The following is a 26,541-nucleotide window of genomic DNA, read 5'->3' as shown; positions in this document are numbered from 1 at the left end:
CGGGGGGCCGCTCAGCCTGTGCCGAGCACCCGGCCCAGCGCGGGCACCCGGCGCACGAGCGGGCGCAGCGCGGCGTCCAGCTCGGGGAAGCGCAGCAACCGCAGTGCCGCCACGTACACGGGCGCCATGACCGTGCCCACCACGGCGCAGGTCAGCAACGCGGACAGGATGGTGCTCCACGCGAAGCCGCCGGAGTACGCGCCCAGCAGGCCGGCGACGACGGCGCCTGCCGCCCCCGCCACGGCCGCCGCCACGCCGGTCTGGGCGTAGGCGTTCAGCACGTGGCCGAAGCCGTAGTCCCCGAACCGCCGTACGGCCAGGACGTGCACCAGCACGAACTGGTAGGCGTGGGCGAGCACGGACGCCACCACGGCCCAGTAGGTGATGGCCCACAGCGGCAGCAGGAATGCGCCCGCCGCGGTGAGCGCGAGGGTCACGAAGGATGTGCTCACCTGCACGAGCATGGGGATCCTGGCGTCCTCGGCGGCGTAGAACACGCGCAGCAGGTAGAAGCTGCCGGAGCGGAACGGCATGGACAGGCTCATCACCAGGATGAGAGCGCCCACGGCCATGCCCGTGACCTGGGCGGTGTCCGCCGTCGAGCCGAACAGGCGGCCCAGCGGGCCGGCGAGGACGAGCACCGCGGCCAGGCAGAACATCAGAGGAGCGGCGAACGTGCGCAGGCCGCTGGCGGTGGTGCGCCGGACCTCGGCGTGGTCCCCCTCGCCCATGGAGCGTGCCAGCCGGTTGAACAGCACGGTGGCCAGGGACAGCACGAACACCGAGTGCGGGAGCACGGAGATCAGCATCGCCTGGTTGTAGGCCGTCAGTCCGGGGATGGCCGCCTCGGCCAGGTCCGCGCTCCAGCCCTCCGTGCCGGGGACCCGGATGGCCGGATCCTCACGGGCGGCGGAGGCGCCGTTGATGTAGCGGTGGGAGAGCAGCAGCACGATGTTGCTGACCGCCATGGTGACCAGCGTGTACCCGGCGATCCGCCCGGTGTGCCGCAGGCCCATGCCGCGCCAGCCGAACCGCGGGCGCAGCCTCAGGCCCAGGCCACGCAGCGGCAGGAACAGGATGAGGGCCTGCAGCACCACCCCCAGGGTGTGGCCGCCGGCGAGCACGAGGGTTTGGGTCGCCGTCCACTCCCCGAGCAGGTCGCCGCCGTCGTACGCGCCGAACATCACGAGGTACAGGCCGATCGCCGCGATCGCCACCACGTTGTTGAGCACGGGCGCCCACATGTAGGCCCCGAAGCGGCCGTGGGCGTTGAGGATCTGCCCCACCAGCGCGTACATGCCGTAGAAGAAGACCTGCGGCAGGCACCACAGCGCGAACACCGTGCCCAGCTGCAGCATCTGCGGGGTCCACTCGCGGGTGAGCACGTGCATCAGGGGCGCGGCGGCCATGGTCACGAGCACCGTGGCCGCGAGCATCACCAGGATGGACAGCGTCATGAGCCGGGACGTGTAGTCCGCGCCGCGGTCCGCGTCCTTGGCGTGCTTGATCAGCTGCGGGACGAGCACCACGTTGAACACGCCGCCCACCAGGAGCAGGTAGATCACGTTGGGCAGGGAGTTGGCCACCTCGAAGATGTCCGCCACGGTGCCCACCGTGGTCCCGATCGCGATGGTCAGCAGCGCCGCCCGGACGAACCCGAGCACGCGGGAGACCATGGTGCCCGCCGCCATGATGGCGGTGGAGCGGCCCGCGCGTCGCTCGCCCTCGGGGACGTCGTCCGCGGTGCGGGCGGGGGCGGCGTCGGGCCTGTTCGGTGCCGCGCGGCGCGGGGCGGTGCTGCTGCTCAAGGCTCACCCATCGTGAGGAGGGACCCGCGGCCGGGGACACCGGGGCGGGTCGGGGAGGACAGGGTCAGATGCGCCCGGGGGCGTGGTCCCCGGGGAAGTGCTGGGGAAGGATCCGGCGGGCCAGGTCCACGATTCGGCGCTCGTTGGCGAAGGAGAGGCGGCGGGCGACGTCGTCGATGCCCACCCACGCCACGTCCACGGCCTCGTGGTCCGGGTCGTTCTCCGTGGTGAGCTCGCCGCCGACGGCGCGCAGCAGGAAGTGGTGGACCGTCTTGTGCACGCGGTGCCGGGAGACGGTGAACCAGTAGTCGATGGACCCGAGGGGCTCGAGGATGTCCCCGGCGATCCCGGTCTCCTCCTCCACCTCGCGCACGGCCGCCTGACGGTGGTCCTCCCGGCCCTCCGGGTGGCCCTTCGGCAGGCACCACTCGAGGCGTCCGCCGCGGTTGTAGCGGGCGATCACGGCCACCTGCAGCTCGCCCTGGTGCTCGCGGATCACGATGCCCCCCGCGGAGACCTCCTCCACCGTGGGCAGGCCGGAGTCGGCCGGCGGGCGGGGCCCTGCGGGGGCGGGCGCGGCGGGCCGCGGCTGCTGCGGAGGACGGCGCCGGGCGCCCAGCGCGGAGGGCAGGGGGGCGCCCCGGTGCGCGGAGGGATCGGGGCTGGACATGGCCTCCACTCTAACGCGGGGGCAGAGCCCCCCGTCCGGGCCGCCCGGCCCCGCCGATCTGGCACCCTGGTACCCATCATGGAATCGTCCTCCGAGCACCTCGCGCTGCCCGCCGCCTTCCCCGCGGACGCCACCCTGCCCGCCGTCGTCGTGGAGCTCGGCCGCCGGTTCGAGGCCGCGGGGCACGCGCTGTCCCTGGTGGGCGGGCCGGTGCGGGACCTGTTCCTGGGCAGGCCCGTGGTGGACCTGGACTTCACCACGGACGCGGATCCGGCCGCCACCGAGCGCGTGGGCACCGGCTGGGCGGATGCCGTGTGGGACGTGGGCCGGCGCTTCGGGACCATCGGCTTCCAGAGGGGCGGCTGGCAGCTGGAGGTCACCACGTACCGCGCCGAGCAGTACGACCCGGCCTCCCGCAAGCCGCAGGTGGCGTTCGGGCACAGTCTCGAGGACGACCTGCTGCGCCGGGACTTCACCGTCAACGCGATGGCCCTGCGCCTGCCCGGGATGGAGCTCGTGGACCCGCACGGCGGCATGCGGGACCTGGCCGCGGGCGTGCTGCGCACCCCCGGCGCGCCCGAGGACTCCTTCTCCGACGACCCGCTGCGCATGATGCGTGCCGCCCGGTTCGCCGCCCAGCTGGGGTTCGCGGTGGCCGATGAGGTGGAACAGGCCATGACGGACATGGCCGAGCGCATCACGATCATCTCCGCCGAGCGCGTTCGGGACGAGCTGGTCAAGCTGGTCTCCGGGCGGCACCCGCGCCGCGGCCTGGACCTGCTGGTCCGCACGGGGCTGGCCGAGCACGTCCTGCCGGAGCTGCCCGCCCTGCAGCTGGAGACGGACGAGCACCACCGGCACAAGGACGTCTACGCCCACTCCCTCACCGTGCTCGAGCAGGCCGTGGAGCAGGAGGCGCAGTACTCGAAGGCCTCCCCGGACGTGGTGCTGCGCCTGGCGGCGCTGCTGCACGACGTCGGCAAGCCCGCCACGCGCCGCTTCGAGCCCTCGGGTGCGGTGAGCTTCCGGCACCACGAGAACGTGGGCGCGAAGCTGGTGCGGAAGCGTCTGAAGGCCCTGCGCTTCGACAACGAGACGGTCAAGGCCGTGGCCCGTCTGGTGGAGCTGCACATGCGCTTCTACGGGTACGGGGACGCCGGGTGGACCGACTCGGCGGTGCGCCGGTACGTGCACGACGCCGGGGACCTCCTGCCGCGGCTGCACGCGCTGACCCGCTCGGACGTGACCACCCGCAACCGCCGCAAGGCCGAGCGCCTGGCCCACGCCTACGACGACCTCGAGCGGCGCATCGAGGAGATCGCCGAGGCCGAGGAGATGGCCGCCGTCCGCCCCGACCTGGACGGCGAGCAGATCATGGCGCTGCTGGGCATCCGCCCCGGCCCTGTGGTGGGGCGGGCCTATAAGCACCTGCTCGAGTGGCGCCTCGACGAGGGCCCCCACGAGCGAGACGCGGCCGAGGCCGAGCTGCGCCGCTGGTGGGCGGAGCAGCCGGAGGCTCAGCAGGACTGAGGCGGCGCGGCGGGCCTTCCACCCGTCGTCGGGCCGGGACCACACTGGCCGCATGGCTGAGAAGAAGACCGAGAAGAACGGCGCCCCCATGGGCCCCGGCACGTCCAGCATCAAGGACCCCGAGGTCTACGAGGCGCTGCGCCGCGAGGGCGCGAGCGAGGAGAAGGCCGCGCGGATCGCCAACGCGTCCGCCCGGGACGGCCGGGACGAGGTCGCCGAGCGCGGCGGCGAGGCCGGCTCCTACGCGGACTGGACCAAGGACGAGCTCGCGAAGCGGGCCCGCGAGCTCGACATCGAGGGCCGCTCCACGATGACCAAGGATGAGCTCATCGAGGCGCTGCGGAACCACTGACCGGCGCCCGCACCCCGCTTCCGGGGCGGAACCCGGTGCTTTGGGAGCGGAATACCGCCGGAAACCGCCCCCAACGCGGTGGGGCCTGCGGGGGATAGCCGGAGGCTTTGGCCCATCCAGGTCCGGATGGGATGATCGACCGCTGTGAGTTCCGACCAGCGCACCGCGCCCGTGCCCCGCCACGCCCTGCCACCCCAGGACGGCGCGCCCGCCGTCAAGGTCGGCACGCGGGTCAGCCGCGGCCCCGGCCGGGTGACCGCCCTCGACGGGCTGCGGGGGATCGCGGTGCTCGCCGTGCTCGTCTTCCACGCCTGGCCCACCTTCCTGCGCGGCGGGTTCGTGGGCGTGGACATGTTCTTCGTGCTCTCCGGCTTCCTCATCACCACCGGCCTGGTCCGCGGCGTGGACGCGGGCCGGGGCGTGGCCCTGGGCACCTTCTGGATGAAGCGCGTCCGACGACTCATCCCGGCCATGCTGATGGCGCTTGTGGGCACCACCGCGCTCGCGTGGCTGGCGGTGGACGAGTTCCCCGCGGGCCTGGGCCGCCAATGGTTCGGCGCCCTGACCTACACCAGCAACTGGGTGATGATCCTGCAGGGCGGGGACTACTTCAACCGCGCCTCGCCGCCCCTGTTCGAGCACCTGTGGTCCCTGGCGATCGAGGAGCAGTTCTACATCCTCTGGCCCCTGCTCCTCTGGGGGCTGCTCCTGCTCACCTGGCCGCCGCGCAGCACGGTGAACCCGGGGCGGGTGGCGGACCGACGCCGCATCCTCGCGGTCGCGGTCGCGGCCGTGGCCTCCGCGGCGTGGATGGCCTGGGGCTCGTGGCACGGGTTCGAGCAGGCCCGCCTCTACTTCGGCACGGACACCCACGCCTTCGGCCTGCTGTTCGGCGCGTGCGTGGCGATCGGCCTGGCCCACGTGCCCCGGCCCGAGCACGGCGGCCCCGAGCCGCGGACCTCGGCCACGCGGGTGGCTGTCGCGTGGGGCGCCGTCGCGGTGCTCGCGGCGGGCTTCGCCCTGGTCGACGGCGGCCACGCGAGCACGTACCGCGGAGTGCTGGCGGGCCTGTCCGCCGTCGTCGCGTTCATCGTCTGGCACGTGGTGCAGGGCGACCGGCGCGACTCGCTCTCGCGCGTGCTGGGCAACGGGTTCCTGCGCTGGTGGGGGCGCCGCTCCTACGCCGCATACCTGTGGCACTGGCCGCTGCTCGTGATCATGCGCGTGATGGTGCCCGTGGACGCCCCCGGGTGGGTCGAGCCCGTGGCCGCCGGCGCGATCCTGCTGCTGACCGCCCTGATCGCCGACCTGAGCACCCGGCTGATCGAGGAGCCCATCCTCCACGAGGGGTTCAGGGGCGCCTTCGGCCGCTGGGGTGCGGCCGCGCGGCGGGCGTTCACGGGCGGGGCCGGGCCGATCGGCCGGCTCGCGGCCGCCGCCACGGCGCTGGGGCTCGTGGCCGTGCCCGCGGCGGCCGTGGCCGCCGTGGTGCACTCGCCCGCGCAGACCCAGCTCGAGCAGGACATCGCCCAGGCGGAGGAGTCCCTCAAGGCCGCCGAGGCGGCGCAGCAGGCGGCCCGCGAGTCCCGCGCGGCGGAGCAGTCGAAGCGGGCCGAGGCGTCGGCCTCGGCCTCGCCCGGCTCGGCCGCCCCCGGGGACGCGGAGGGCTCCGCCGGCGCGACGTCCTCGCCCGGGTCGTCCGCCGAGCCGTCCGGGCTCGGGCTCGGCGACCCGGCCGTCACGCGCCCCACGTACTCCAAGGAGCAGCTCACCGCGGCCCTGCCGCCGTCCGAGCTCGGCCCGGACGTCACCCTGATCGGCGACTCCGTCTCGCTCTCGGCCGCGCCCACGCTCATGGAGCAGCTGCCGGGGATGCTGCTCGAGGCGGAGGTGGGCTACCAGATCTGGGACGCCGCGGACGAGCTCGAGAAGCTCAAGGCGGACGGCCAGCTGAGCGACGTCGTCGTGGTGGCCCTGGGCGCCAACGGCACCACCCATCGGGGCGACTGGGAGAAGATCCTGGCGGCCGTCGGCGAGGACCGGCTGCTCGTGCTCGTCGTCCCGCACGGCCCGATGGACTGGATCGCGGACGTGCAGGTGCAGATGGAGGCGCAGGCCACGGCGCATCCGGACCGGATCGTCCTGGCGGACTGGGACGCCGCGGCGAAGCAGCACGTCACGGACTTCTCCGCCGACGGCGTGCACCCCCGCGCCGACGGCCAGGCCATGTACGCCCAGCTCGTCCGGCTCACCATCGAGGACCGGCTCGGCGCGCGGCGCTGAGCGCGGTGGCCGGGGCGGCGCGCGCCCCCACGACGACGCCGGCCCGTCACCTCCACGGGGAGGGTGACGGGCCGGCGTCGTGCGCGGTCCGCGGGGACCGGGCGGGTCAGCGCTCGATCTCGCCGCGGATGAAGGCCTCCACGAGCTCGCGGGCCTCCTCGTCGTGGTGCTGCACGGGCGGGGACTTCATGAAGTAGGACGAGGCCGAGAGGATCGGGCCGCCCACGCCGCGGTCCAGGGCGATCTTGGCCGCGCGGACGGCGTCGATAATCACGCCGGCCGAGTTGGGGGAGTCCCACACCTCGAGCTTGTACTCCAGGTTCACGGGCGCGTCGCCGAAGTTGCGGCCCTCGAGGCGCACGAACGCCCACTTGCGGTCGTCCAGCCACGCCACGTAGTCCGACGGGCCGATGTGCACGTCCTTCTCGCCGAGAGCGGCCGAGGTGTTGGAGGTTACGGCCTGCGTCTTGGAGATCTTCTTGGACTCCAGGCGCTCGCGCTCGAGCATGTTCTTGAAGTCCATGTTGCCGCCCACGTTGAGCTGGTACGTGCGGTCCAGATGCACGCCGCGCTCCTCGAACAGGCGGGCCATCACGCGGTGGGTGATGGTGGCGCCGATCTGGGACTTGATGTCGTCGCCCACGATCGGCACGCCGGCCTCGGTGAACTTGTCCGCCCACTCCTTCGTGCCCGCGATGAACACGGGCAGCGCGTTGACGAAGGCGACGCCGGCGTCGATCGCGGCCTGAGCGTAGAACTCGGTGGCCTGCTGCGAGCCGACCGGCAGGTAGCAGACCAGGACGTCCACCTGGGCGTCCTTGAGCACCTGCACCACGTCCACGGGCTCGGCGGAGGACTCCTCGATGGTCTCCTTGTAGTACTTGCCGAGGCCGTCCAGGGTGGGGCCGCGCTGCACCTCGACGCCCGCGTGCGGGACGTCGGCGAGCTTGATGGTGTTGTTCTCCGAGGCCAGGATCGCCTCGGACAGGTCCAGGCCGACCTTCTTGGCGTCCACGTCGAACGCGGCCACGAAGTCGAGGTCGGAGACGTGGTAGTCGCCGAACTGCACGTGCATCAGGCCCGGCACGGCATCGGACGCCGTCGCGTCCCGGTAGTACTCGACGCCCTGGATCAGGGACGTCGCACAGTTGCCCACGCCGGCGATGGCGACGCGGATGGGGTTCTCAGCCACGGTCTGGTTCTCTCCTCAGGGTCCGGGGCGGGCGCTCGCGTGCCCGTCAGGCACGCGCGGGGGCTCCTCGTGCGGAGCTCTCGCCCGGGGGTTGATCCAGTCCAGCTTACGCCGGGCGACGTGCGCCCGCCCGGGACGTCACGGCTCCGCCCCGTCCAGGGCTTTCTAGGATGGGGGGCATGTCCCCGGCTCCGGCGCACCGCGTCCCCCCCGACGATCCGCCCGCCCGCGCCCAGGACGACGGCGGCCCGCGTTCCGCGGCTCGGCGCGCGCGGCCCCGCCGCGCCCTCCTCCCCGCCCGCCCCCGTTCCGCTGAGGGCGCACACCCGGCCCCCTCCGCGCAGGGCCCCGCGTGGGCGGCTCCCCCCGGCCGGCGGGGCGGCCGACACGGCCTCCCGGGCGGTCTCGCGGCGAACGGCCGCGGTCGGGGCACCGGCGCGTGGGCGAGCCCGCTGGCGCTGACCGCGGTGCTGGTGGCGCTGGCCGCCGTCGTCACCGTGCTGCAGAAGACGCCGTGCCTGCTGCACGGCTGGGGCGCCCCGAATGTGTACTACGCCGGCTGCTACTCGGACTGGGCGGCGCTGTACGGCGGGCGGGGGTTCGCGCAGGACCCGTGGGCCCCGTTCCGCGCGGACTCTACGTTCGAGTACCCCGTGCTGATGTCCGCGGCGGCGTCCCTGGCGGCGTGGATCACGCAGGTGCTGCCGTTCCCGCCGGCCCTGGGCACGGCCGCCTTCTGGAGCGTGAACCTGGTGTTCGCCGTCGGGCTGTGGGCCGCCACCGCGGTGCTCACCGTGCGCACCGCGGGCCGGCGCTGGACCGACGGGCTCATGGTGGCCGTGGCGCCGGGGGTCATCCTGGCCGGCACCATCAACTGGGACCTGTGGGCCGTGGCCCTGCTCGCGTGGGGCATGTGGACGTGGTCCCGCGGCCGCCCCGCCCTCGCCGGCGTGCTGTTCGGCCTGGGCGCGGCCATGAAGCTCTACCCCCTGCTGATCCTGGGGCCGCTGCTCATCCTGGCGGTGCGCTCGCGGCGGTTCGGCCCGTTCCTGACGGCCGCGGCCGGGGCCGTGGCCGCGTGGCTGGCGGTGAACCTGCCGCTGATGCTCACGAACTGGGACGCGTGGGCCGTGTTCTTCACCTTCTCCTCCGAGCGCGGGCCGGGCCTGTCCAGTGTGTGGCATGCGTGGGACGTGACGGCGGCCCAGGCGGGCTGGCCCCGGGTGCCGGAGGACTCCCTGTCCCTGCTCGCGTACGGGGCGTTCGCGGTGTGCTGCCTCGGGGTGTTCGTGCTCGGGGTGACCGCGACGGCCACGCCGCGGCTGGCGCAGCTGACGTTCCTGGTGGTGGCCGCGTTCGTGCTGACCAACAAGGTGTACTCGCCGCAGTTCGTGATCTGGCTGATCCCGCTCATGGCGCTCGCCGTGCCCCGGTGGCGCGAGTTCTGGGTGTGGCAGGTGATCGAGGTCCTGCACTTCTTCGCGGTGTGGATGTACCTGGCCAAGGGAGCCTCGGGCTCCATGCCGCAGCACTCCATGGACGACTCCGTCTACGTCGCCGCGATCCTCGCCCACATGGCCGCCGTCCTGTGGCTGTGCGCCCGCGTGGTGCGGGAGATCCTGCACCCGGAGGAGGACCTGGTCCGCGGTCCCGACGGCGACCCCGCCCGGGATCCTGACGACCCGCGCGTCGGCCTCACCGACCCCGGCATGACGGGGCGGCGGCCGGCGGCGCGGTACCGTCGGGAGGCATGACCACGCAGAGCCCCGCCCCCGCGCCGACCCCCGTGCCCGGCGCACCCGCCCTGTCCGCGCACCTGCAGGACCTGGCCGCGTTCGTGCAGGCCTCCCCGTCCAGCTTCCACGCCGCCGCCGAGGTGGCCCGCCGCCTCGAGGCCGTGGGCTTCACCCGCCTGTCCGAGGCGGACGAGTTCCCCGCGACCCCCGGTGGGTACGTGGTGGTCCGGGACGGCGCCGTGGTCGCCTGGCTCGTGCCGGACCCCGTGCACTCCGACGACGCCGGCGAGGCCCCCGCCGTGCCGGTGTTCCGCGTCCTCGGGGCCCACACGGACTCGCCCGGCTTCAAGCTCAAGCCGAGCCACGTCACCGTGACCGCCGACGGGTGGGTGCAGGCCGGCGTGGAGGTGTACGGCGGGCCGCTGCTGAACTCGTGGCTGGACCGCGAGCTCCGCTTCGCCGGACGCCTCGTGCTCGCGGACGGTCGTCAGGTCCTCGCCGCCACCGGCCCCGTGGGCCGCATCCCGCAGCTGGCCGTCCACCTGGACCGCGGCGTCAACGAGGAGGGGCTGAAGGTGGGCCGCCAGCGGCACACCCAGCCGATCGTCGCGTCCGTGGGCGGCGCGTCCGACGCTGAGGCGGGTGGGGACGCGGAGGCCGTGACCGGCGTCGTGCGCAGGAGTGGCGACGTCCTCGAGCTGCTGGCCGCGCAGGCCAGCGTGGACGTGGCGGACGTGCGCGGGGCGGACGTGGTGGTCGCCGACGCGCAGGCTCCCGCCGCGTTCGGCGCCAACGGCGAGTTCTTCGCGTCCGGCCGACTGGACAACCTCTCCTCCGTGCACGCCGGGCTCGTGGCACTCGAGGCCCTCGCCGCCGGACGCCCCCAGCCGGGCGCCGCGGACGGCGACGACGACGCGCCGGGGTGGACCGGCGTCGTCGCCGACGGCGTGGCCGGGGAGGCCGCGGGTGCCCCGGTGATCCCGGTGCTCGCCGCGTTCGACCACGAGGAGGTCGGCTCGGCGACCCGCACCGGCGCGGGCGGGCCCCTGCTCGAGGACGTCATGGACCGCGTGCTGGACGCCGTGGGCGTGCGCGGGCAGGGCGTGGCGCGCTCGCGGGCCGGATCGTGGCTGCTGTCCGCGGACGCCGGCCACCTGGTGCACCCGAACTACGCCGAGCGGCACGACCCCGTGAACCACCCGCGCGTGGACGCCGGGCCGCTGCTGAAGATCAACGCCAACCAGCGCTACGCCACCGACGCCGAGGGCGAGGCCGCCTTCGCGCGCTGGTGCGGTGTGGCCGGAGTGCCGTTCCAGCGGTTCGTCTCGAACAACGACATGCCGTGCGGCTCCACGATCGGCCCGATCTCCGCGACTCGCCTGGGCGTGCGGACCGTGGACGTGGGCATCGGCCTGCTGTCCATGCACTCGGCCCGGGAGATGTGCGGCGCGGGCGACCCGGCCCGGCTGGCCGCGGCGGTGGGGGCGTTCTTCTCGGGGGTCTGAGGGTGGGACCCAGGCGGGCGACCGGAAGGCCCCGCGGCCTCCCGCCCGGGCGCAGTACTGCCAGGTAGACCGGCGGATACGCGGCAGTACTGCGCCCGGGCCGACGCGGGGCGGGGCCGGGTGCCGCCGGTGGCCTGACCCTGGGGGCCGCCGTCGCCTCCTGCACACCGGACGACGACGGCGCGCCCCTCCCCAGGTCGGGGCGACTCCCTGCCGTGGAGCAACCACGCGGGCTGGACTCGGCCCATGACCGACCCCCTCAACGCCGTCCCCGAGCCCGTCTTCCCCGTGCGCCGCGCCGTCGAGGCCGGGCTGGTCACCAGCCGTGCACGCCGACCGGACCTGGTGGCCGCCGGCCGCGGGCTGCGGCGTCGACGCGATGCGCCGGTGACGTCCGTCCAGATGGCCGTGGCGCACGCCCAGGGCGACCGGAGCCTGATCGTCAGCCACGCGTCCGCGGCGGCACTGTGGGGACTGTGGCTGCCGCCCGGCAGGCAGGCCCCGCCGCAGCTCTCCCGCCTCCGGCCCGCGGCCCAGCCGCGCGTGGCCGGGGTCGAGGGGCACCGCCTGCGTCTCGACCCTGCGGTGGACCTCGTGGTCCTGGGCGCCGCGGGGAACGCCCACACGGTGACCTCCCCGGTGCGCACGTGGCTCGACCTGGCCGCGGCCGGACTGCGCGGGGAGGACCTCGTCGTCGCCGGGGACGCCCTGCTGCGGCGGGCCGACGGGCCACGCGGTCGGCTTCCCCCGGGCTGGGGGCACCCCCTCGCGCGGCCGGACGAGCTGCGGGCCGCCGTCGACGTTGTGGCCGGCCGCCCCGCAAGCCGGGCCCTGCAGGAGGCGCTGCCGCACCTGCGCGCGGGGTCGGACTCGCCCCAGGAGAGCCGGCTGCGGCTCCGACTGGTCCGGGCCGGCCTGCCCGAGCCGCAGGTGAACCCCCGGATCCCCCTGGCCCGGGACGCGCGGGGACGGGTGCTGCGGTCGACCCCCGTGGACCTGTACTTCGAGGCCGCGCGCGTGGCCGTGCAGTACGAGGGCGAGCACCACTTCAGCCGCGCGGACCAGTACCGGCGGGACATGCGCCGGGATCAGGAGCTGCGGGACGCGGGGGTGGAGACCCTGAGGGTGGACCTCGCGGTGTTCGGACTCGCGGAGTGGCCTCGGTTCGTCGAGCGGGTGCGACGGCTGCTGCGGGCGCGCGGCGGCGGGTGAGGGGCGGCACGAGGACGCGGGTGCGGGGGTCGGTGGGGTGTCCGGCGTGGCCCGGGCGCAGTACTGCCAGGTAGACCGGCGGATACGCGGCAGTACTGCGCCCGGGCGGGGGCGTGGCCGCCCGGGTTGTCCACAGACGACGCCGACCCGCCCCGCACGGAGCGCGGCTGGGGTTGACTGGGGATCGGGATCGAGGCCGCGGCCGACCGGGGTCCGTGCGGGGGGTGCGGACCCCGGGACCCGATGCCCCTGGGCTCCCCGGCCCGGGGCCCGGGCCGCGCTGACGGCCCACCGGGCCATGGCCCGGTGCTCGACCCGGATGATAGGATCGTCAGGATTCTCCGCGTGCCGCCAAGAGTGTGGACCGACGCGCGGGGGACGAGCACAGAACCTCCTGCCACGGAGAGGCCGTGGCCGCAAGCCCAGAGGAGGTGGGTTCTCATGCGTGCTTATGAGCTGATGGTGCTGATCGACCCTGAGGTCGACGAGCGCACCGTGGAGCCGACCCTGAAGAAGTACCTCGAGGTCGTCACCAACGCCGGCGGCACCGTCGACAGCATCGACGTGTGGGGTCGCCGCAAGACCGCCTACGAGATCCAGAAGAAGTCCGAGGCCATCTACGTGGTCGTGAACTTCCAGGCCGAGCCGGCCGCCACCCAGGAGCTGGATCGTGTCCTGAACATCAACGAGACGATCATGCGCACCAAGATCATCCGTCCGGAGGAGCAGAAGATCTCCGCCGAGTGATCTTCGCCGCCGGGAGCGTCCGGCGGTCGGCCCGGCCGATCCGCCCCGCACCCGGCGACACCACCGGGGAATTCCGTCCCCGCCCGCTGACCGATTTCGCGAACACAGGAGTGACCATGGCCGGAGAGACCGTCATCACCGTGGTCGGCAACCTCACCGCCGACCCCGAGCTGCGCTTCACCCCGAACGGTGCGGCCGTGGCGAACTTCACCGTCGCCTCGACCCCCCGCACCTTCGACCGCCAGTCCAACGAGTGGAAGGACGGGGAGACCCTGTTCCTGCGCTGCTCGATCTGGCGCGAGGCCGCGGAGAACGTGGCGGAGTCGCTGACCAAGGGCATGCGCGTCGTCGCGCAGGGACGCCTGAAGTCCCGCTCCTACCAGGACCGTGAGGGCAACAACCGCACGTCCTGGGAGATGGACGTGGACGAGGTCGGCCCCTCACTGAAGTACGCCACGGCCAAGGTCACGCGCTCGCAGCGCGGTGGCGGCGGTGGTGGCTTCGGCGGCGGGCAGCAGCCCGGCGGCGGCTCCTCCGGGGGCGGCCAGCAGGGCGGCGGGTTCAACGACGGCGGCTTCGGCGGCGGACAGCAGTCCGGCGGCTGGGGCCAGCCCTCGGGCGGCCAGCAGTCCGCTCCGGCGCAGGACCCCTGGTCCGGCGGCAGCGCGGGCGGCGGCTGGGACACCCCCGCCGGTGGTGAGCCGCCGTTCTGATCGGCGGCCGGCCGGCGTCGTGCCCCGCACGGCGGTCCGGCCCTCCGGTCCCCTCAGGACCCCCGTCCGGGCGTGCGTCGCCCGGAGGCCCGTCACACCGGGCCACCCCCGCACCGCGGCACCGCCGCGGCGCACTCCACGCGGCACACCGCGTGGATCCCATCCCGCAGAACCGTTCTGCGGGCTCCAGAGAAGAAGGAGCACCACGATGGCGAAGGCTGAACTCCGCAAGCCCAAACCGAAGTCCAACCCGCTCAAGGCCGCCAAGATCACCGAGATCGACTACAAGGACGTGGCCCTGCTGCGCAAGTTCATCTCCGACCGCGGGAAGATCCGCGCCCGTCGGGTGACCGGCGTGACCGTCCAGGAGCAGCGCAAGATCGCCCAGGCCGTCAAGAACGCCCGCGAGGTGGCCCTGCTGCCCTACGCCGGCGCCGGCCGCGGCTGATCGAGCGAGCAGAGGAGAGGAACGACAATGGCAAAGCTCATCCTGACCCAGGAGGTCGCCGGCCTCGGCACCGACGGTGACGTCGTCGAGGTCAAGAACGGGTACGCCCGCAACTACCTGCTCCCGCGCGGTTTCGCCACCGTGTGGACCAAGGGCGGGGAGAAGCAGGTCGAGTCCCTGCAGGCCGCCCGCGCCGCGCGCGCCGCGGCCTCGCTCGAGGACGCCCAGGCCCAGGCTGCGAAGCTGCAGTCGGCCACCGTCCGCATCGACCGCAAGGCCGGTGAGGAGGGCCGCCTGTTCGGCGCCGTCCAGGCCGCGGACGTGGCCGAGGCGATCGAGGCCGCCGGCCTCGGCACCGTCTCGAAGCGCCAGGTGACCCTCCCGGCCCACATCAAGACCGTGGGCAACCACGAGGCCCAGGTGCGCCTGCACGACGAGGTCGTCGCGACCGTCGCCCTGCAGGTCGTGGCCGCCAAGGGCTCCAAGAAGTGATCATCCGCTTCTGAGGGCGGCCGGCCCCGCGCCGGACGCCGTCCGGCCTCTCCGGGAGACCGACGACGACGCCCTGCCCGTTCCGCTGGAACGGGCGGGGCGTCGTCGTGCGTGGGACCGCCCGCGGACCGGGGACAATGGCGGACATGGCCGACCTCCCCCACCCCGTGCCCGCCGATGCGCCGCCGCAGCGCCTGTGGACGCGGCAGTTCGTGCTGGTGGGGGTCACGTACTTCTTCGTGGCCATGATCTTCTACTCCCTCATGACCGCGATGGCCGCGTACGCGGTCCTGCGGTTCGGCGCGGCCGACGCGTAGGCCGGCCTGGTGGTGGGGGCGTTCGTGCTCGGGGCGGTGGTCACCCGCGTGACCACCGCCCCGGCCGCCACTGCCTGGGGCCGGGGGCATGTGCTTCGGGGCCGCGGGCACCGTCCTCGCCACGACGGTGCAGTCGATCGTCCCGCCGGCGCGGCGCTCCGAGGGGACCGGCTGGTTCTCCACCGCCATGACCATCGCGGGCGCGGTGGGGCCGGTCCTGGCGTTCCAGCTGGCCGGCGGCCCCGGGCACGACGCCCTGTTCCTCGCCTGCACGGGCCTCACGACGGCGGCCCTGCTGGTCTCGCTGCTGCTGCGCGTCCCGGAGGGGCAGCGGATGGGCCGGTTCCGCCTGCACCGCGCGGCGGTGTTCTCCCTGGAGGCGGCCCCGGTGGCCGTGGTGGCCATGGCGACCGGCTTCGCCTACGGCGGGATCCTGACGTTCGTGGGTGTCTACGCCTCCGGCCAGGGGCTGGCCCCGACGCTGCCGGGCCTGTTCTTCGTGCTCTTCGCGGCCGGGACCATCGTTGGCCGTGCGGTGCTGGGACTGAGCTACGGGCCGGGGATCAGCGTGTTCCAGACGATCGCGGCGCAGGTGGTGCCGCCGTCGTCGGTGGGGGTGGCGATGGGCACGTACTTCCTGCTGCTGGACCTGGGCACCGGGCTGGGTCCGGTGATGCTGGGCGTGCTGGTGGCCGCGGCGGGCATCCCCGTCATGTTCCTGACGTGTGCGGGGCTGGTGGCGGCCCTGGCCGGGTACTACGCCCTCGTGCACGGCCGTCGCGAGATCGCCCGGCGGCCCTCGGCCTAGGGCTCCGGGACACGGGACGGCCCCGCGCCGTCGGCTCTCGCCGGGCGGCACGGGACCGTGGAGTCCGTGGAGCCGCCGTGCCGGCGGTCCCACGGGTCAGCGGGTCACTTGGTCAGCGAGCGCGCGTTCTGCTCCTCGAGCTTGAGCGCGGTGCCGAGGGCGATGAAGGTGGGCGCCCACTCGCCGGTGAACAGGCCCCAGCGGTCGGCCTGGGGCTTGGGCTCGTCGGCGCCGAAGCGGGAGACGGCCCAGGCGACCCAGGTCAGGCCGACGGAGGCCAGGCCGGCGGCGTACATGTGATCGGACTTGATGCCCATGGAGGAGATGGCCTTCAGCATGATGATGCCTTTCGGAGGCGGGGTGGAACGATCGGCCGTCGGGCGGCTCCGCATGCCCGCCTGACGACACCTCCCATTGGACCGCCACGACACCCCCGGTGTCCAGGGATCAGCCGCCACTAAGCGAGGACTTTTTCCTCTCGCATCCCGGGCGCGCCCCAGGGGTGGGCACAGCGGCGGATCAGTGATGCGCTGGCGACCACCGCGGACCCCGGGCCTCCCGCCCCGGGCCGCCCGAACCCCAGGAGGAACCCATGACCGCCGAGACCCGCACCGACCGCTTCGTCGAGGCCCTGCACCGCATGGACGAGGGCGAGGCCGCCCCGCTGCTGGAGCTGTTCGCCGAGGGCGCCACCCTCCAGCGCCCCGAGAAGGACGCCTCCGGCGCCGACCAGGGACCCGAGGAGTTTTGGCGGCAGTACCGCGAGGTCTTCTCCAGCCTTTCCACCGAGTTCGTCTCCGTGCGCGAGGAGGGCGACCTCGGCGTCCTCGAGTGGACCTCCACCGGCACCCTCACCACGGGCCGCGAGGTCTCCTACGCGGGGGTATCCCTGCTGGAGTTCTCCGGGGACCTGGTGCAGCGCTTCGCCACGTACTACGACACCGCGGCGTTCGTCTCGCCGGAGGTCTGAGTCGCGCGCAGGACGCCGCGTGCCGCTCAGGGCAGGTGCTCGGCCCGCTCCTCGTAGTGGGAGGGCCGGCCTCCGCGCACGCCGGAGCGCACGGGCTCGGCCACCGGCAGCGTGGTGGTCGGCCGGCCGTCGAGCTCGCCGATGTGCACGAGCGCGTCCCCGCGGTGCACCAGCGGGGCCTCGGCGCGGCCGACCACCACGCCGCTGAGCTCCGCGCTCACGTGGGCCAGGCGGCGGCCGAAGGAGTTGTAGAGCGCGCCGATCCGCTCGCCCGCGCGCACGGTCTGCCCGAGCGCCACGTCCAGGTGTAGCAGGCCGTCGGCGCGGGCGCGCACCCACCCGGAGCGCCACACCACGTGGGTGCCGGGGTCCGTCTCCACGGACTCGGCGTTCTCGCCGGTGGCGTCGACGGCGGGGGGCACCTCGTCGTCGCCGGGGGTCAGCCCGACGTCGGCGGCGCGCACCATGCCCAGGTGCGCCAGGACGCGCAGCACGCCGTCCACGCCGGGGGCGATCGCGTACTCGTCGAACCGCCAGGCCTCGCCGGCCTCGTAGAGCAGCACGCGCGCGCCGGTCTCGCGGGCCGCGGCGCGCAGGGAGCCGTCCCGCAGGCGGGCGTGGAAGAGCACGGGCGCGCCGAACGCCTCGGCGAGCGCGCGGGTCTGGGGGTCCTCCAGGTCGCACCGGATCTGCGGCAGGTTGGAGCGGCGGTCCGCGCCGGTGTGCAGGTCGATGCCCACGGTGCAGCGGCCGATCACCTCGGTCATCATCAGGTGCGCGATGCGCGAGGCCAGCGAGCCCCGGGCGGAGCCGGGGAAGGAGCGGTTCAGGTCGCGGCGGTCCGGCAGGTAGCGGTCCCCGGCCATCACGCCGAGCACGTTGACGATGGGCACGGCCAGCAGGGTGCCGCGCAGGTGTTTGGGCTGCAGGCGCTCCAGGACGCGGCGGACGATCTCGACGCCGGCCACCTCGTCCCCGTGGATCGCGGCGGAGACCCACACGGTGGGCCCGTCCTCGCGGCCGTGGAGCACGTGCACGGGCAGGGTGACGTCCGCGCCGGTGACGAGCTGGGAGATCGGCAGGGACAGCTCGTGGCGGCGGCCGGCCGGCACCTCGACCCCGCCGAACGCGAAGGGGGCGCGGGCGGGGCGACGGCTCATGCGCGTCCTCGGTTCCGGCGGCGCACGCCGCGCGGCGGCTGCCCGCCCACGTACGAGGCGGCGGGGTCCACGAGGAGGCCGCCGGCGGCCAGCGCGGTGCGCCCCACGAGCATGCGGAAGCCCATCTCGTCCCGGTGGGTCAGGGTCACCTCGGCCTCGATCGTGCGGCCGGCCAGGGTCAGCGGCATCACGACGACGACGCGCTCCTGCGCCTTGCCGTTCGAGGAGCGGACCGTGCGCAGGTCGGCCACCGGCAGCTCGGCCGTCCGCGCGTCCGCGGCCGAGGTCTGCCACGGGTGCACCTCGAACCGGACCCACGCGGCGCCGTCGCGGGTGAACCGCTCGATGCCGAAGGCGTGGAGCGCCGAGGTGCGGGCGCCGGTGTCGATCTTGGCCTTGATCCAGGGGGTGTGGGCGGCGGGCAGGCCGACCCATTCGCGCCAGCCCACCAGCCCCGGGCGAGCGGCGCCGTCGTCGGTGGGGGGCACGCCGTGGGGGGCCGGGGCCGTGTGCTTAGATTCAGACACGCCCCTCATCCTCCCAGGAAAGCGGTCATGAAGCTCGCCATCCTCTCCCGTTCCCTGCGCGCCTACTCGACGCAGCGCCTCAAGACCGCGGCGCTCGAGCGCGGCCACCAGGTGAAGGTCCTGGACACCCTGCGCTTCGGCATCGACCTCAGCTCGGACGAGCCCGATCTGATGTTCCGCGGCCGCCCCCTCTCCGGCTACGACGCCGTGCTGCCGCGCATCGGCAACTCGGTGACCTACTTCGGCACCGCCGTGGTGCGCCAGTTCGAGCAGATGGACGTCTACACGCCCAACACGGCCGCCGGGATCATGAACTCGCGGGACAAGCTGCGGGCCACCCAGATCCTCTCCCGCCACGAGATCGACATGCCCGCCACCGTGTTCGTGCGCAACCGCGGTGAGGTCTCCACGGCGATCGACATGGTGGGCGGGGCGCCCGTGGTGATCAAGCTGCTCGAGGGCACCCAGGGCATCGGCGTGATCCTGGCGCCGACCAAGAAGGTGGCCGAGGCGATCATCGAGACGCTGCACGGCACCAACCAGCAGGTGCTCATCCAGCGGTTCGTGGAGGAGTCCAAGGGCACGGACATCCGCGCGCTCGTGGTGGGGGACCGCGTGGTGGCCGCGATGCGCCGCCGCGCCCAGGGGGACGAGTTCCGCTCCAACGTGCACCGCGGCGGCACCGTGGAGCGCGTCGAGCTCTCGCCCGAGTACGCGGAGACCGCCGTGCGCGCCGCCCACATCATGGGCCTGCGCGTGGCCGGCGTGGACATGCTCGAGGGCGAGCACGGCCCGCTGGTCATGGAGGTGAACTCCTCCCCGGGGCTGCAGGGCATCGAGGCCGCCACGGACCTGGACGTGGCCGGCGCGATCATCGACTACGTGGCGGACCAGGCCGGCTTCCCGGACATCGACGTGCGCCAGCGCTTGGCCGTCTCCACCGGGTACGGCGTCGGTGAGATCACCGTGCACGCCGGCTCCGGCTGGGTGGGCCAGTCCATCGAGGACTCCGGGCTGCTCGCGAAGGACCTGCAGGTGCTCACCCTGCACCGCGGCACCTCCGTGTTCCCCAACCCCGCGGACACCAAGGTCCTCGAGGAGGGCGACCGGCTGCTCTGCTTCGGCAAGACCGAGAACATGCGCGCCCTCATCCCTGCCCGCGCCCGCCGCCCCAAGCGCGTGCGGAAGCTGCCGGCCACCCCGATCCTCGCGTCCGTCGCCGAGGAGGCCCCGGCGCCCGAGGCCCCCGCCGACGACGACGCCTGAGTCCGGCGGGCGCGGCTCAGCGGGCCGGGGCGAACGCGCCGATGCCCGTGAGGTGCCGGCCGAGCGTGAGCTGGTGGACCTCGTCCGTGCCCTCGTAGGTGCGCACGGACTCGAGGTTGTTCGCGTGCCGCAGCGGCGAGTGCTCCAGGGTGATGCCGTTGCCGCCGAGCATCTCGCGGGCCTCCCGGGCGATGCCGATGGCCACGCGGCAGTTGTCCAGCTTGCCCGCCGAGATCATGGCGGGGGTGAGCGGGCCGGCGTCCTTGGCGCGGCCGATCTGGTGCGCCAGCAGGTAGCCCTTGCCGATGGCCACGGCCATGTCCGCGAGCTTGGCCTGCGTCAGCTGGTGGGAGGCCAGCGGCACCCCGAACTGCTGCCGCTGCATCGCGTAGTCGAGGACGGCGTCGAAGGAGTCGCGGGCCGCGCCCATCGCGCCCCAGATGATCCCGTAGCGGGCCTCGTTGAGGCACTGGAAGGGGCCCCTAAGCCCGACGGCGGAGTCCGCCGGGAGGATCGCGTCCGCAGGCAGGCGGACGTCCTCCAGGTGCAGCTCCGTCTGGATCGAGGCGCGCATGGAGAGCTTGCCCGTGATGGCCTCGGCGGTGAAGCCGGGGGTGTCCGTGGGCACCACGAAGCCGCGGACCCCGCGGCCGTCCCCGATCTCCCCGGTCTGGGCCCAGACGATCGCGACGTCGGCGATGGTCCCCAGCCCGATCCACCGCTTGGTCCCGTTGAGGACCCAGTCCCCGCCGGCCTCCTGGCGGGCCGTGGTGGTCATGGACGCCGGATCGGAGCCGGCGCCGGGCTCGGTGAGGCCGAAGCAGCCCACCGCCTCGCCCGCCGTCATCCGCGGCAGCCAGTGCTCCTTCTGCTCCTCGGAGCCGTGCTTGTGGATCGCGCCCATGGCCAGGGAGCCCTGGACGGAGACGAAGGTGCGCAGGCCGGAGTCTCCGGCCTCGAGCTCCTGGGCGGCGAGGCCGTACTCCACCGCCGAGCGACCGGGCATGCCGTGGCCCTCGTAGGGCATCCCGAGCACGCCGAGGCGGCCCAGCTCGGGGACGATCTCGTGCGGGAACACCGCGTCGTCGTACCAGCGGGCGATGTGCGGGCGGATGTGCTCGTCCACGAAGCCGCGCACCTGCAGTGCGACGGCCTTCTCCTCGGCGGAGAACAGGGAGTCCAGGCCGACGACGTCGGCGCGGCCGAGGAAGGAATCGGTGTCGGAATGGAAGGCGGTGCTCATGATCGGTGTCCTCTCGGGGGTGCAGCGGTCAGCGGTGCTTGCGGGTGAAGGCGGAGATGCCGGTGATCTCGCGTCCCACGATGAGGGCCTGCATCGAGTCGGTGCCCTCGTAGGTGGAGACGACCTCCATGTCGGTCATGTGGCGGGCGATGTGCTTCTCCAGGAGCAGTCCCTGGCCGCCGAGCAGGTCACGGGCCTCGCGGCACATGGCCAGTGCCTTGCGCGAGGTGGTCATCTTGACCAGGGAGGCCATCGGGTCGGTGAGTCGGTCGTCCTCGGCGAGCTCGGCCATGCGCCGACACATCAGCTGCATCGAGACGAGGTCGGAGAGCATCGTGGCCAGCTTCTCCTGCACGAGCTGGTAGGAGCCGATCGGCGCGGAGAACTGCTCGCGCTCCAGGGAGTACCGGGCGGCGATCTCGAAGGCCGCCATGCCGTGGCCCAGCGCCTCCCACGAGGCGCCGCCGCGGGTCGCCTTGAGGACCCGGTTGACGCCCGCGAAGGACTCGCAGTTCGCCAGGCGGTTCTCCTCCGGCACGCGCAGGCCCTCGATCCGGATGTCGGCCTGGTGGATGGCCCGCTTGGCGACCTTGCCGGTGATCACCTCGGGGGAGTAGCCCTCCGGGTAGCGGCCGTCGTCGTCCTTCTCGACCACGAACGCCTTGACCTGGCCGTCCGCCTCATCCCGGGCATAGAGGACGATCACGTCGCCGGCGGCGCCGTTGCCGATCCAGCGCTTGTGGCCGTCGATGATCCACGAGTCCCCGTCCCGCCGGGCCGACGTCTCGAGGGACACGGAGTCGGACCCGTGCGCGGGCTCGGTTAGGGCGAACGCGCCGGTCTTCTCCAGGCGGGCCATGGCGGGCAGCCAGCGCTGGCGCTGCTCCTCGTCGCCGAGGATGTAGATGGAGCCCATGCCGAGGTTGGCGTGCACGCCCAGGAACGTGTTCACCGAGCCGTCCACGCGGCCCATCTCCCGGGCCACGATCCCGGCCTGCAGCCGCGACATCCCCGGGCAGCCGTAGCCCTGGATGTACGTGCCCACGATCCCGGTCTCGCGCAGGGCCGGGAGGATCCCGTAGGGGAACTCGGCGCGCTCCCAGTGGTCGTTGATCACGGGCTCCACGTGCTCGAGTGCGAAGGACCGCACCCGGTCCCGCAGGGCGAGCGTGTCGGCGTCGAGCTCCTCGTCCAGAAGGAGGAAGTCCGGGTGCTCGATGACGGGGGTGAGGGATGCCATGTCAGGATCTCCTGTCAGCGGGGGGCGGCGGTGCGCCGTGGTCAGTCGGTGGGGAGGTGGTCTGGCGGGCGGCGGCCGTGGCCTCGTCGGCGGCGGTGACCCCGGGCCGGTGGACGGCCCGGCGGAAGTCCACGGTCAGGGTGCGCACCACACGGGGCAGCCCGGAGTCCGGGGTGGAGTCCAGCCATGCCAGGTAGGCCGCGATCCGGATCTCCTCGAGGAGGGTCACCACGCGTGCGTTGTTGACGTGGCCGTTCGCGTCCTGGTCCGACCAGCGGACGGGGACGGGGCACTCGAAGACGCCGCCGCTCACCGGGCCGCCTCCGGGTCGGCCGCCCGATCGCCGTCGTGCCGGCGGGCCGGGGTGGCCTCGAGCCAGGCGCGGACGTCCGCGGCGTCCTCGTCCAGGTGCGGGGGCGCCTTCGGATAGGCCACGGGGGTCCGGCTGAAGGAGACGGGGTTGCGGATCAGCGGGACCTGACGGGTCCCGGGCGCGCCCACCTGGACCACCGGCTCCAGCCCGAGGTCGTCGGCGCGCTGCACGCCCTGGGCGATGTCCAGGATCGGGGCGCAGGGCACGCCCACCGCCTGGAGGCGCCGGAACCAGTGGTCGGCGGTCCCGGCGGCGAGCGCCTCCGCCATCAGGATCCGCAGCTCGTCCCGGTTCTCGTTGCGCAGCAGCACGGACTCGAAGCGCGGGTCGTCGGCCAGCTCCGGCACGCCCAAGGTCTGGACGAGGCGGGCGAACTGGCTGTCGTTGCCCACGCAGATGATGAGGTCCTGGTCCGCCGCGGGGAACGGCCCGTAGGGGTACAGGCTGGGGTGGTCGTTGCCGAGCCGCTGGGGGTTGTCCCCCGCCGCCGCGTAGCCCGTGGTCTGGTTCACGAGCCCGGACAGGGCGGAGGAGAGCAGGTTCAGGGCCACATGCTGCCCAGGGCCGTCCTCGCTGCCCTGCCGCTCCAGCAGGGCGGCCAGGATGCCGACGGCGGCGTGCAGGCCGGTGACGACGTCGAAGATCGCCACGCCGGCCCGCTGGGGGTCCGCGTCCGGGTGGCCGGTGACGTGCATGAACCCCGACATCCCCTGCACGAGCAGGTCGTACCCCGGCATGGACGCGCCCCCTGCCGTGCCGAAGCCGGTGATGCTGGCGTGGATGAGGCGGGGCCAGCGCTCGCGGACGGACTCGGGGTCGAGGCCGAACCGGGCCAGGCCGCCGGGCTTGAAGTTCTCCACGAACACGTCGGCGCGGTCCAGGATCGCGTACGCCGTGCGCAGGTCCTGCTCGTCCGCCAGGTCCAGGGCGATGGAGCTCTTGTTGCGGTTCACCGAGAGGTAGTAGGTCCCGATCCCGTCCCGCTCCGGGGGCATCCACAGGCGGGTGTCGTCCCCGTTCGGCGACTCGACCTTGATGACGGTGGCCCCCATGTCCGCCAGGAGCATGGTGGCGTAGGGCCCGGCGAGCACGCGGGAGAAGTCGGCGACGACGATGCCGTCCAGCGGTCGTCGCGGCGACGCGGCCTGGGATCCGGGCGTGCTCATCGGGGGCTCTCCTCGCTGTGATGTCCGACACGGTGTGGACACCACCAAACCAGGGTGATTAGATCCTGTCTAATACATATTCCGAAGGTCGGCGATGCGCTCTCAGCATCGATCTCCCGGCCCCGGCACGGAGCGAGGAGGACGGTCATGGACGTCCACCACGCCAGGGCCTTCCTGGCCGTCGCCGAGGAGCTGCACTTCGGCCGCGCCGCCGCGCGACTCCGCATGGCCCAACCGGCCCTGAGCCGGCTGATCAAGGCGCTGGAGAAGGACCTGGGCGCCCCGGTGTTCGAGCGCAGCACGCGCCACGTCTCCCTGACCCCGGCCGGTGCGGCCCTCGTGGAGGTGGCGCGGGAGCTGGTGGCTGTCTCCGAGCGCGCCCGGGACACGGTGCGCGGCGCCGTGACGGGGGAGACCGGCGTCGTCCGCCTGGGCTTCGCCGGCGCCTCCATCAACCGCAGCGTGGCACGGCTGGCGCGGGAGGTGCGGGCCCGGTGCCCGGGGGTGCGCCTCGAGCTGCACAGCTCCCAGTTCTCCCCGCAGGGTCTGGAGCGGGTGATCAGCGGGGACCTGGACCTCTCCGTGGGTCGGTGGGACTTCCTTCCCGCGGACGTGCGCTCCTACCTGGTGGGGCGGGAGCGGCTGATCGTGGCGATGCCCAGGACGCACCGGCTGGCCTCGGCGTCCTCGGTGGCCATGGCGGACCTGGCCGAGGAGGAGTGGATCACCCTGCCCGGCGGGTCCATGTCCGCCCTGAGCAACCGCCTCCAGAGCCTGGCCCGCACCGCCGGGTTCGTGCCCCGCGTGCGGGAGCACGCGCCCGACTCGTGGACGCAGACCCTGCTGGTGGACGCCGGCGTCGGGATCGCCCTGAGCCTGGACTCGGTGCGGGACAACATCGGCGCCGACGGCGTCTCGTGGCTGGCCCTCGAGCCCGGCGGCGCCCCGCTGGACGTGCGGCTCATCTGGCGGGAGCACGACCACAACCGGGCGGTCCAGCGCGTCACGCGCATCGCGGCCGCCCTGTTCCCGCCCCGCCTCGCCTCCGCCTGAGCCGTTCACTCGGCCGGGTACTCGTACCAGCCGCGGCCCGTCTTGCGGCCGAAGTCGCCCGCCTCGTACTTCTGGGTGATGGACGGGGCCGGCAGGGAGGCGGGGTCGCCGGTCTGCTCGTACTCGGCGAGGCGGATGAGGTAGACGACGTCGATCCCCACCAGGTCCATCAGCTCGAAGGGGCCCATCGGGTGCCCCAGGGCGGTCTTGGCGGCCAGGTCGATGTCCTTGAAGTCGGCGACGCCGTCCTCGTACAGGTCCACGGCCTCCCGGCGCAGCGCGTTGAGTAGGCGGTTGGCCAGGAAGCCCGGGACCTCCTTCTTCAGCTTCACGGGCGTCTTGCCCAGCGACTCGACGAAGGCCACGGCGGCCTCCACGGTCTCCGGGTCCGTGCCCTCGTGGGGGACGACCTCGACGCACGCCATGACGAGGGCCGGGTTGAAGAAGTGCAGGTTGCACACCTTGCCGGGCCGCTCGGTGGCGTCGGCCACGCGGGAGGAGACGATGTTGGAGGAGTTCGTCACCAGCAGGGCGTCCGGCGGGCACACCGCGTCCAGCTCCGCGAAGATGGACCGCTTGATGGTGAGGTCCTCCACGGCGGCCTCGATGACGAGGTCGGCGTTCGCCGCCACGGCATCGCGGTCGGTCGTCAGGGTGAGTCGCTCCCACGCGGCGTCGACGTCGGCGCGCTCCCGGCGGCCCTTCTCGACGTCGCGGTCCAGGCGCTTCGTCAGCTCGGCGCGGGCGTGGTCCAGCTGCTCCTGCCTGATGTCCACCAGGGCGGTGGTGTAGCCGGCCAGGGCGACCACGGCGGCGATCTGCGAGCCCATGGTGCCGGAGCCGAGGACGACGGCGCGGCGGATGTCGATGGTCATGGGTGTTCCCTTCGTAGCGGTGTCGTGGTGCTGTCAGCGGTACTGCGGGGGGCGCTTCTCGAAGAACGCGGAGGTGCCCTCGTCCCGCTCAGTGTGCGCGTAGAGGACGCTCACGGCCAGCCTCTCCAGCAGCAGGCCGGTCTCGCGGTCCGTGTCGAAGGCGTGCTCGAGCACGGTCTTGGCCAGGCGGTTGGCGAGGGGGCCGCGCGCCGCGATCGCCTGCGCCGTCTCCTTCGCCCGGGCCATCAGCTCCTCCGGGGGGACGACGGCGGTCACCAGGCCCATGCGCAGGGCCTCCTCGGCCGGGACGCGCCGGCCGGTGAGGATCATCTCGGTCGCGTTGCCCACGCCCACGAGGCGCGCCAGGCGCTGCGTGCCCCCGGCCGCCGGGAGGATGCCCAGGCCCGTCTCCGGGAGGGCGAACTGGGCGCGCTGGGAGGCGATGCGCACGTCGCAGGCCAGGGCCAGCTCGCAGCCGCCGCCGAACGCGTAGCCGTTCACGGCCGCCACGGTGGGCGTCTCCATCGCGTGCAGGCGGGAGTAGAGGCCCTGCATGCGCCCGACGAGTCCGTCCACGGGGCCGCGCTCCGCGAGCTCCCGGATGTCCGCGCCGGCGACGAAGGCCTTGTCCCCGGCACCGGTGACGACGAGCACGTGGATGTCCTCGCGCTCCTCCACCTCGTCCAGGACCTCACGGACCGCGGCCTGGACGGCCTGGTTCATCGCGTTGCGCGCCTCGGGGCGGTTGATCGTCATCGTGCCGATCCCGTCCTCGGCGGTGAACAGCACCAGGGGCTCGGTGGGGGTCGCGGGGTCGGGGCTCATGGGATCTCCTTCGGGGCAGGTCGGGTCGGG

Annotated in this window: 27 protein-coding genes; 15 read left to right on the top strand and 12 right to left on the bottom strand. The window is 73.6% G+C overall.

Annotated elements, in window-relative coordinates; all coding sequences use genetic code 11:
* Nucleotides 1–11: 11 nt before the first annotated feature.
* Together murJ and MA879_RS01220 are read right to left on the bottom strand one after the other, a co-directional pair.
* The gene (gene murJ, locus MA879_RS01225; protein WP_248122596.1) at nucleotides 12–1,808 is read right to left on the bottom strand and encodes a murein biosynthesis integral membrane protein MurJ; all 1,797 of its coding nucleotides are present in this window, start codon (nucleotides 1,806–1,808) and stop codon (nucleotides 12–14) included.
* 64 nt (nucleotides 1,809–1,872) lie between these two features.
* Entirely contained in the window at nucleotides 1,873–2,478 is a 606-nt protein-coding gene (locus MA879_RS01220) for an NUDIX hydrolase (RefSeq protein WP_248122594.1), read from the bottom strand.
* Between the two features lie 78 nt (nucleotides 2,479–2,556).
* Between MA879_RS01220 and MA879_RS01215 the strand changes: the two genes are divergently transcribed.
* The 3 genes from MA879_RS01215 to MA879_RS01205 all read left to right on the top strand — a co-directional run bounded on the left by MA879_RS01215 (nucleotide 2,557) and on the right by MA879_RS01205 (nucleotide 6,643).
* Nucleotides 2,557–4,008: a CCA tRNA nucleotidyltransferase gene (locus MA879_RS01215; protein WP_248122592.1), complete on the top strand. Its 1,452-nt coding sequence runs from the start codon at nucleotides 2,557–2,559 to the stop codon at nucleotides 4,006–4,008.
* A gap of 52 nt (nucleotides 4,009–4,060) precedes the next feature.
* Complete coding sequence (locus MA879_RS01210; protein WP_061867469.1) at nucleotides 4,061–4,360, top strand: DUF7218 family protein; 300 nt, start codon at nucleotides 4,061–4,063, stop codon at nucleotides 4,358–4,360.
* Between the two features lie 144 nt (nucleotides 4,361–4,504).
* A complete protein-coding gene (locus MA879_RS01205; RefSeq protein WP_248122589.1) occupies nucleotides 4,505–6,643 on the top strand; it encodes an acyltransferase family protein in 2,139 nt (712 codons plus the stop codon).
* Between the two features lie 106 nt (nucleotides 6,644–6,749).
* Here the strand turns inward: MA879_RS01205 and MA879_RS01200 are convergent, their stop codons facing one another.
* Nucleotides 6,750–7,835: an inositol-3-phosphate synthase gene (locus tag MA879_RS01200; RefSeq protein ID WP_248122587.1), complete on the bottom strand. Its 1,086-nt coding sequence runs from the start codon at nucleotides 7,833–7,835 to the stop codon at nucleotides 6,750–6,752.
* Between the two features lie 179 nt (nucleotides 7,836–8,014).
* Between MA879_RS01200 and MA879_RS01195 the strand changes: the two genes are divergently transcribed.
* The 9 genes from MA879_RS01195 (at nucleotide 8,015) to MA879_RS01155 (ending at nucleotide 15,813) form a co-directional block, all read left to right on the top strand.
* Nucleotides 8,015–9,589, top strand: a complete 1,575-nt coding sequence (locus MA879_RS01195) for a glycosyltransferase family 87 protein (protein ID WP_248122585.1) — start codon at nucleotides 8,015–8,017, stop codon at nucleotides 9,587–9,589.
* Entirely contained in the window at nucleotides 9,586–11,076 is a 1,491-nt protein-coding gene (locus tag MA879_RS01190) for a M18 family aminopeptidase (protein WP_248122583.1), read from the top strand. Before MA879_RS01195 ends, MA879_RS01190 begins: the two co-directional genes overlap by 4 nt.
* Before the next feature lie 246 nt (nucleotides 11,077–11,322).
* Entirely contained in the window at nucleotides 11,323–12,288 is a 966-nt protein-coding gene (locus MA879_RS01185) for an endonuclease domain-containing protein (RefSeq protein WP_248122581.1), read from the top strand.
* A gap of 441 nt (nucleotides 12,289–12,729) precedes the next feature.
* Nucleotides 12,730–13,035 (top strand): 30S ribosomal protein S6, encoded by a 306-nt coding sequence (rpsF, locus tag MA879_RS01180; protein ID WP_248122579.1) that lies wholly within the window; start codon nucleotides 12,730–12,732, stop codon nucleotides 13,033–13,035.
* 116 nt (nucleotides 13,036–13,151) lie between these two features.
* Entirely contained in the window at nucleotides 13,152–13,748 is a 597-nt protein-coding gene (locus MA879_RS01175; RefSeq protein ID WP_248122577.1) for a single-stranded DNA-binding protein, read from the top strand.
* Nucleotides 13,749–13,956: 208 nt separating this feature from the next.
* Nucleotides 13,957–14,196, top strand: coding sequence for a 30S ribosomal protein S18 (rpsR, locus tag MA879_RS01170; protein ID WP_002857788.1), 240 nt, complete (start codon nucleotides 13,957–13,959; stop codon nucleotides 14,194–14,196).
* A 27-nt stretch (nucleotides 14,197–14,223) separates the two neighbouring features.
* Nucleotides 14,224–14,688, top strand: a complete 465-nt coding sequence (gene rplI / locus MA879_RS01165) for a 50S ribosomal protein L9 (RefSeq protein ID WP_248122575.1) — start codon at nucleotides 14,224–14,226, stop codon at nucleotides 14,686–14,688.
* A gap of 146 nt (nucleotides 14,689–14,834) precedes the next feature.
* On the top strand, nucleotides 14,835–15,005 hold the full coding sequence (locus MA879_RS01160) for a hypothetical protein (protein ID WP_228070596.1): 171 nt from the start codon (nucleotides 14,835–14,837) through the stop codon (nucleotides 15,003–15,005).
* An 88-nt stretch (nucleotides 15,006–15,093) separates the two neighbouring features.
* Nucleotides 15,094–15,813, top strand: coding sequence for an MFS transporter (locus MA879_RS01155; RefSeq protein WP_248122573.1), 720 nt, complete (start codon nucleotides 15,094–15,096; stop codon nucleotides 15,811–15,813).
* A 104-nt stretch (nucleotides 15,814–15,917) separates the two neighbouring features.
* Here MA879_RS01155 and MA879_RS01150 read toward each other — a convergent pair whose 3' ends face one another.
* Nucleotides 15,918–16,151: a hypothetical protein gene (locus MA879_RS01150; protein ID WP_248122571.1), complete on the bottom strand. Its 234-nt coding sequence runs from the start codon at nucleotides 16,149–16,151 to the stop codon at nucleotides 15,918–15,920.
* Nucleotides 16,152–16,405: 254 nt separating this feature from the next.
* On the opposite strand from MA879_RS01150, the gene MA879_RS01145 reads away from it, so the two are divergent.
* Nucleotides 16,406–16,783 (top strand): nuclear transport factor 2 family protein, encoded by a 378-nt coding sequence (locus MA879_RS01145; RefSeq protein ID WP_134416171.1) that lies wholly within the window; start codon nucleotides 16,406–16,408, stop codon nucleotides 16,781–16,783.
* A gap of 26 nt (nucleotides 16,784–16,809) precedes the next feature.
* On the opposite strand, the gene MA879_RS01140 is transcribed toward MA879_RS01145, so the two are convergent.
* Together MA879_RS01140 and MA879_RS01135 are read right to left on the bottom strand one after the other, a co-directional pair.
* A complete protein-coding gene (locus MA879_RS01140) occupies nucleotides 16,810–17,943 on the bottom strand; it encodes a succinylglutamate desuccinylase/aspartoacylase family protein (RefSeq protein WP_248122569.1) in 1,134 nt (377 codons plus the stop codon).
* Entirely contained in the window at nucleotides 17,940–18,470 is a 531-nt protein-coding gene (locus MA879_RS01135) for an ATP-dependent zinc protease family protein (protein ID WP_098471024.1), read from the bottom strand. Before MA879_RS01135 ends, MA879_RS01140 begins: the two co-directional genes overlap by 4 nt.
* Nucleotides 18,471–18,497: 27 nt before the next feature.
* On the opposite strand from MA879_RS01135, the gene rimK reads away from it, so the two are divergent.
* The gene (gene rimK, locus MA879_RS01130) at nucleotides 18,498–19,736 is read left to right on the top strand and encodes a 30S ribosomal protein S6--L-glutamate ligase (protein WP_248122567.1); all 1,239 of its coding nucleotides are present in this window, start codon (nucleotides 18,498–18,500) and stop codon (nucleotides 19,734–19,736) included.
* A 16-nt stretch (nucleotides 19,737–19,752) separates the two neighbouring features.
* On the opposite strand, the gene MA879_RS01125 is transcribed toward rimK, so the two are convergent.
* Genes MA879_RS01125 through MA879_RS01110 form a run of 4 tightly spaced genes read right to left on the bottom strand, consistent with a single transcriptional unit; the run spans nucleotide 19,753 to nucleotide 23,758 of the window.
* On the bottom strand, nucleotides 19,753–20,979 hold the full coding sequence (locus tag MA879_RS01125) for an acyl-CoA dehydrogenase family protein (RefSeq protein WP_248122565.1): 1,227 nt from the start codon (nucleotides 20,977–20,979) through the stop codon (nucleotides 19,753–19,755).
* Nucleotides 20,980–21,007: 28 nt separating this feature from the next.
* Nucleotides 21,008–22,219: an acyl-CoA dehydrogenase family protein gene (locus tag MA879_RS01120; protein WP_248122563.1), complete on the bottom strand. Its 1,212-nt coding sequence runs from the start codon at nucleotides 22,217–22,219 to the stop codon at nucleotides 21,008–21,010.
* 1 nt (nucleotide 22,220) lies between these two features.
* Nucleotides 22,221–22,532, bottom strand: coding sequence for an acyl-CoA thioesterase (locus MA879_RS01115; protein ID WP_248122554.1), 312 nt, complete (start codon nucleotides 22,530–22,532; stop codon nucleotides 22,221–22,223).
* Nucleotides 22,529–23,758, bottom strand: coding sequence for a CaiB/BaiF CoA transferase family protein (locus tag MA879_RS01110; protein ID WP_248122552.1), 1,230 nt, complete (start codon nucleotides 23,756–23,758; stop codon nucleotides 22,529–22,531). The genes MA879_RS01115 and MA879_RS01110 overlap by 4 nt, the downstream gene beginning before the upstream one ends.
* Nucleotides 23,759–23,905: 147 nt before the next feature.
* On the opposite strand from MA879_RS01110, the gene MA879_RS01105 reads away from it, so the two are divergent.
* On the top strand, nucleotides 23,906–24,811 hold the full coding sequence (locus MA879_RS01105) for a LysR family transcriptional regulator (RefSeq protein ID WP_248122550.1): 906 nt from the start codon (nucleotides 23,906–23,908) through the stop codon (nucleotides 24,809–24,811).
* Nucleotides 24,812–24,816: 5 nt separating this feature from the next.
* Here MA879_RS01105 and MA879_RS01100 read toward each other — a convergent pair whose 3' ends face one another.
* Both MA879_RS01100 and MA879_RS01095 read right to left on the bottom strand, forming a co-directional pair.
* On the bottom strand, nucleotides 24,817–25,686 hold the full coding sequence (locus MA879_RS01100) for a 3-hydroxyacyl-CoA dehydrogenase family protein (RefSeq protein WP_248122548.1): 870 nt from the start codon (nucleotides 25,684–25,686) through the stop codon (nucleotides 24,817–24,819).
* A 33-nt stretch (nucleotides 25,687–25,719) separates the two neighbouring features.
* Nucleotides 25,720–26,511, bottom strand: a complete 792-nt coding sequence (locus MA879_RS01095; RefSeq protein ID WP_248122546.1) for an enoyl-CoA hydratase/isomerase family protein — start codon at nucleotides 26,509–26,511, stop codon at nucleotides 25,720–25,722.
* Nucleotides 26,512–26,541 lie beyond the last annotated feature (30 nt).

Source organism: Micrococcus lacusdianchii, assembly GCF_023155805.1.
GTDB lineage: Bacteria > Actinomycetota > Actinomycetes > Actinomycetales > Micrococcaceae > Micrococcus > Micrococcus lacusdianchii.
This window is presented reverse-complemented; position numbering and strand designations above follow the sequence as displayed.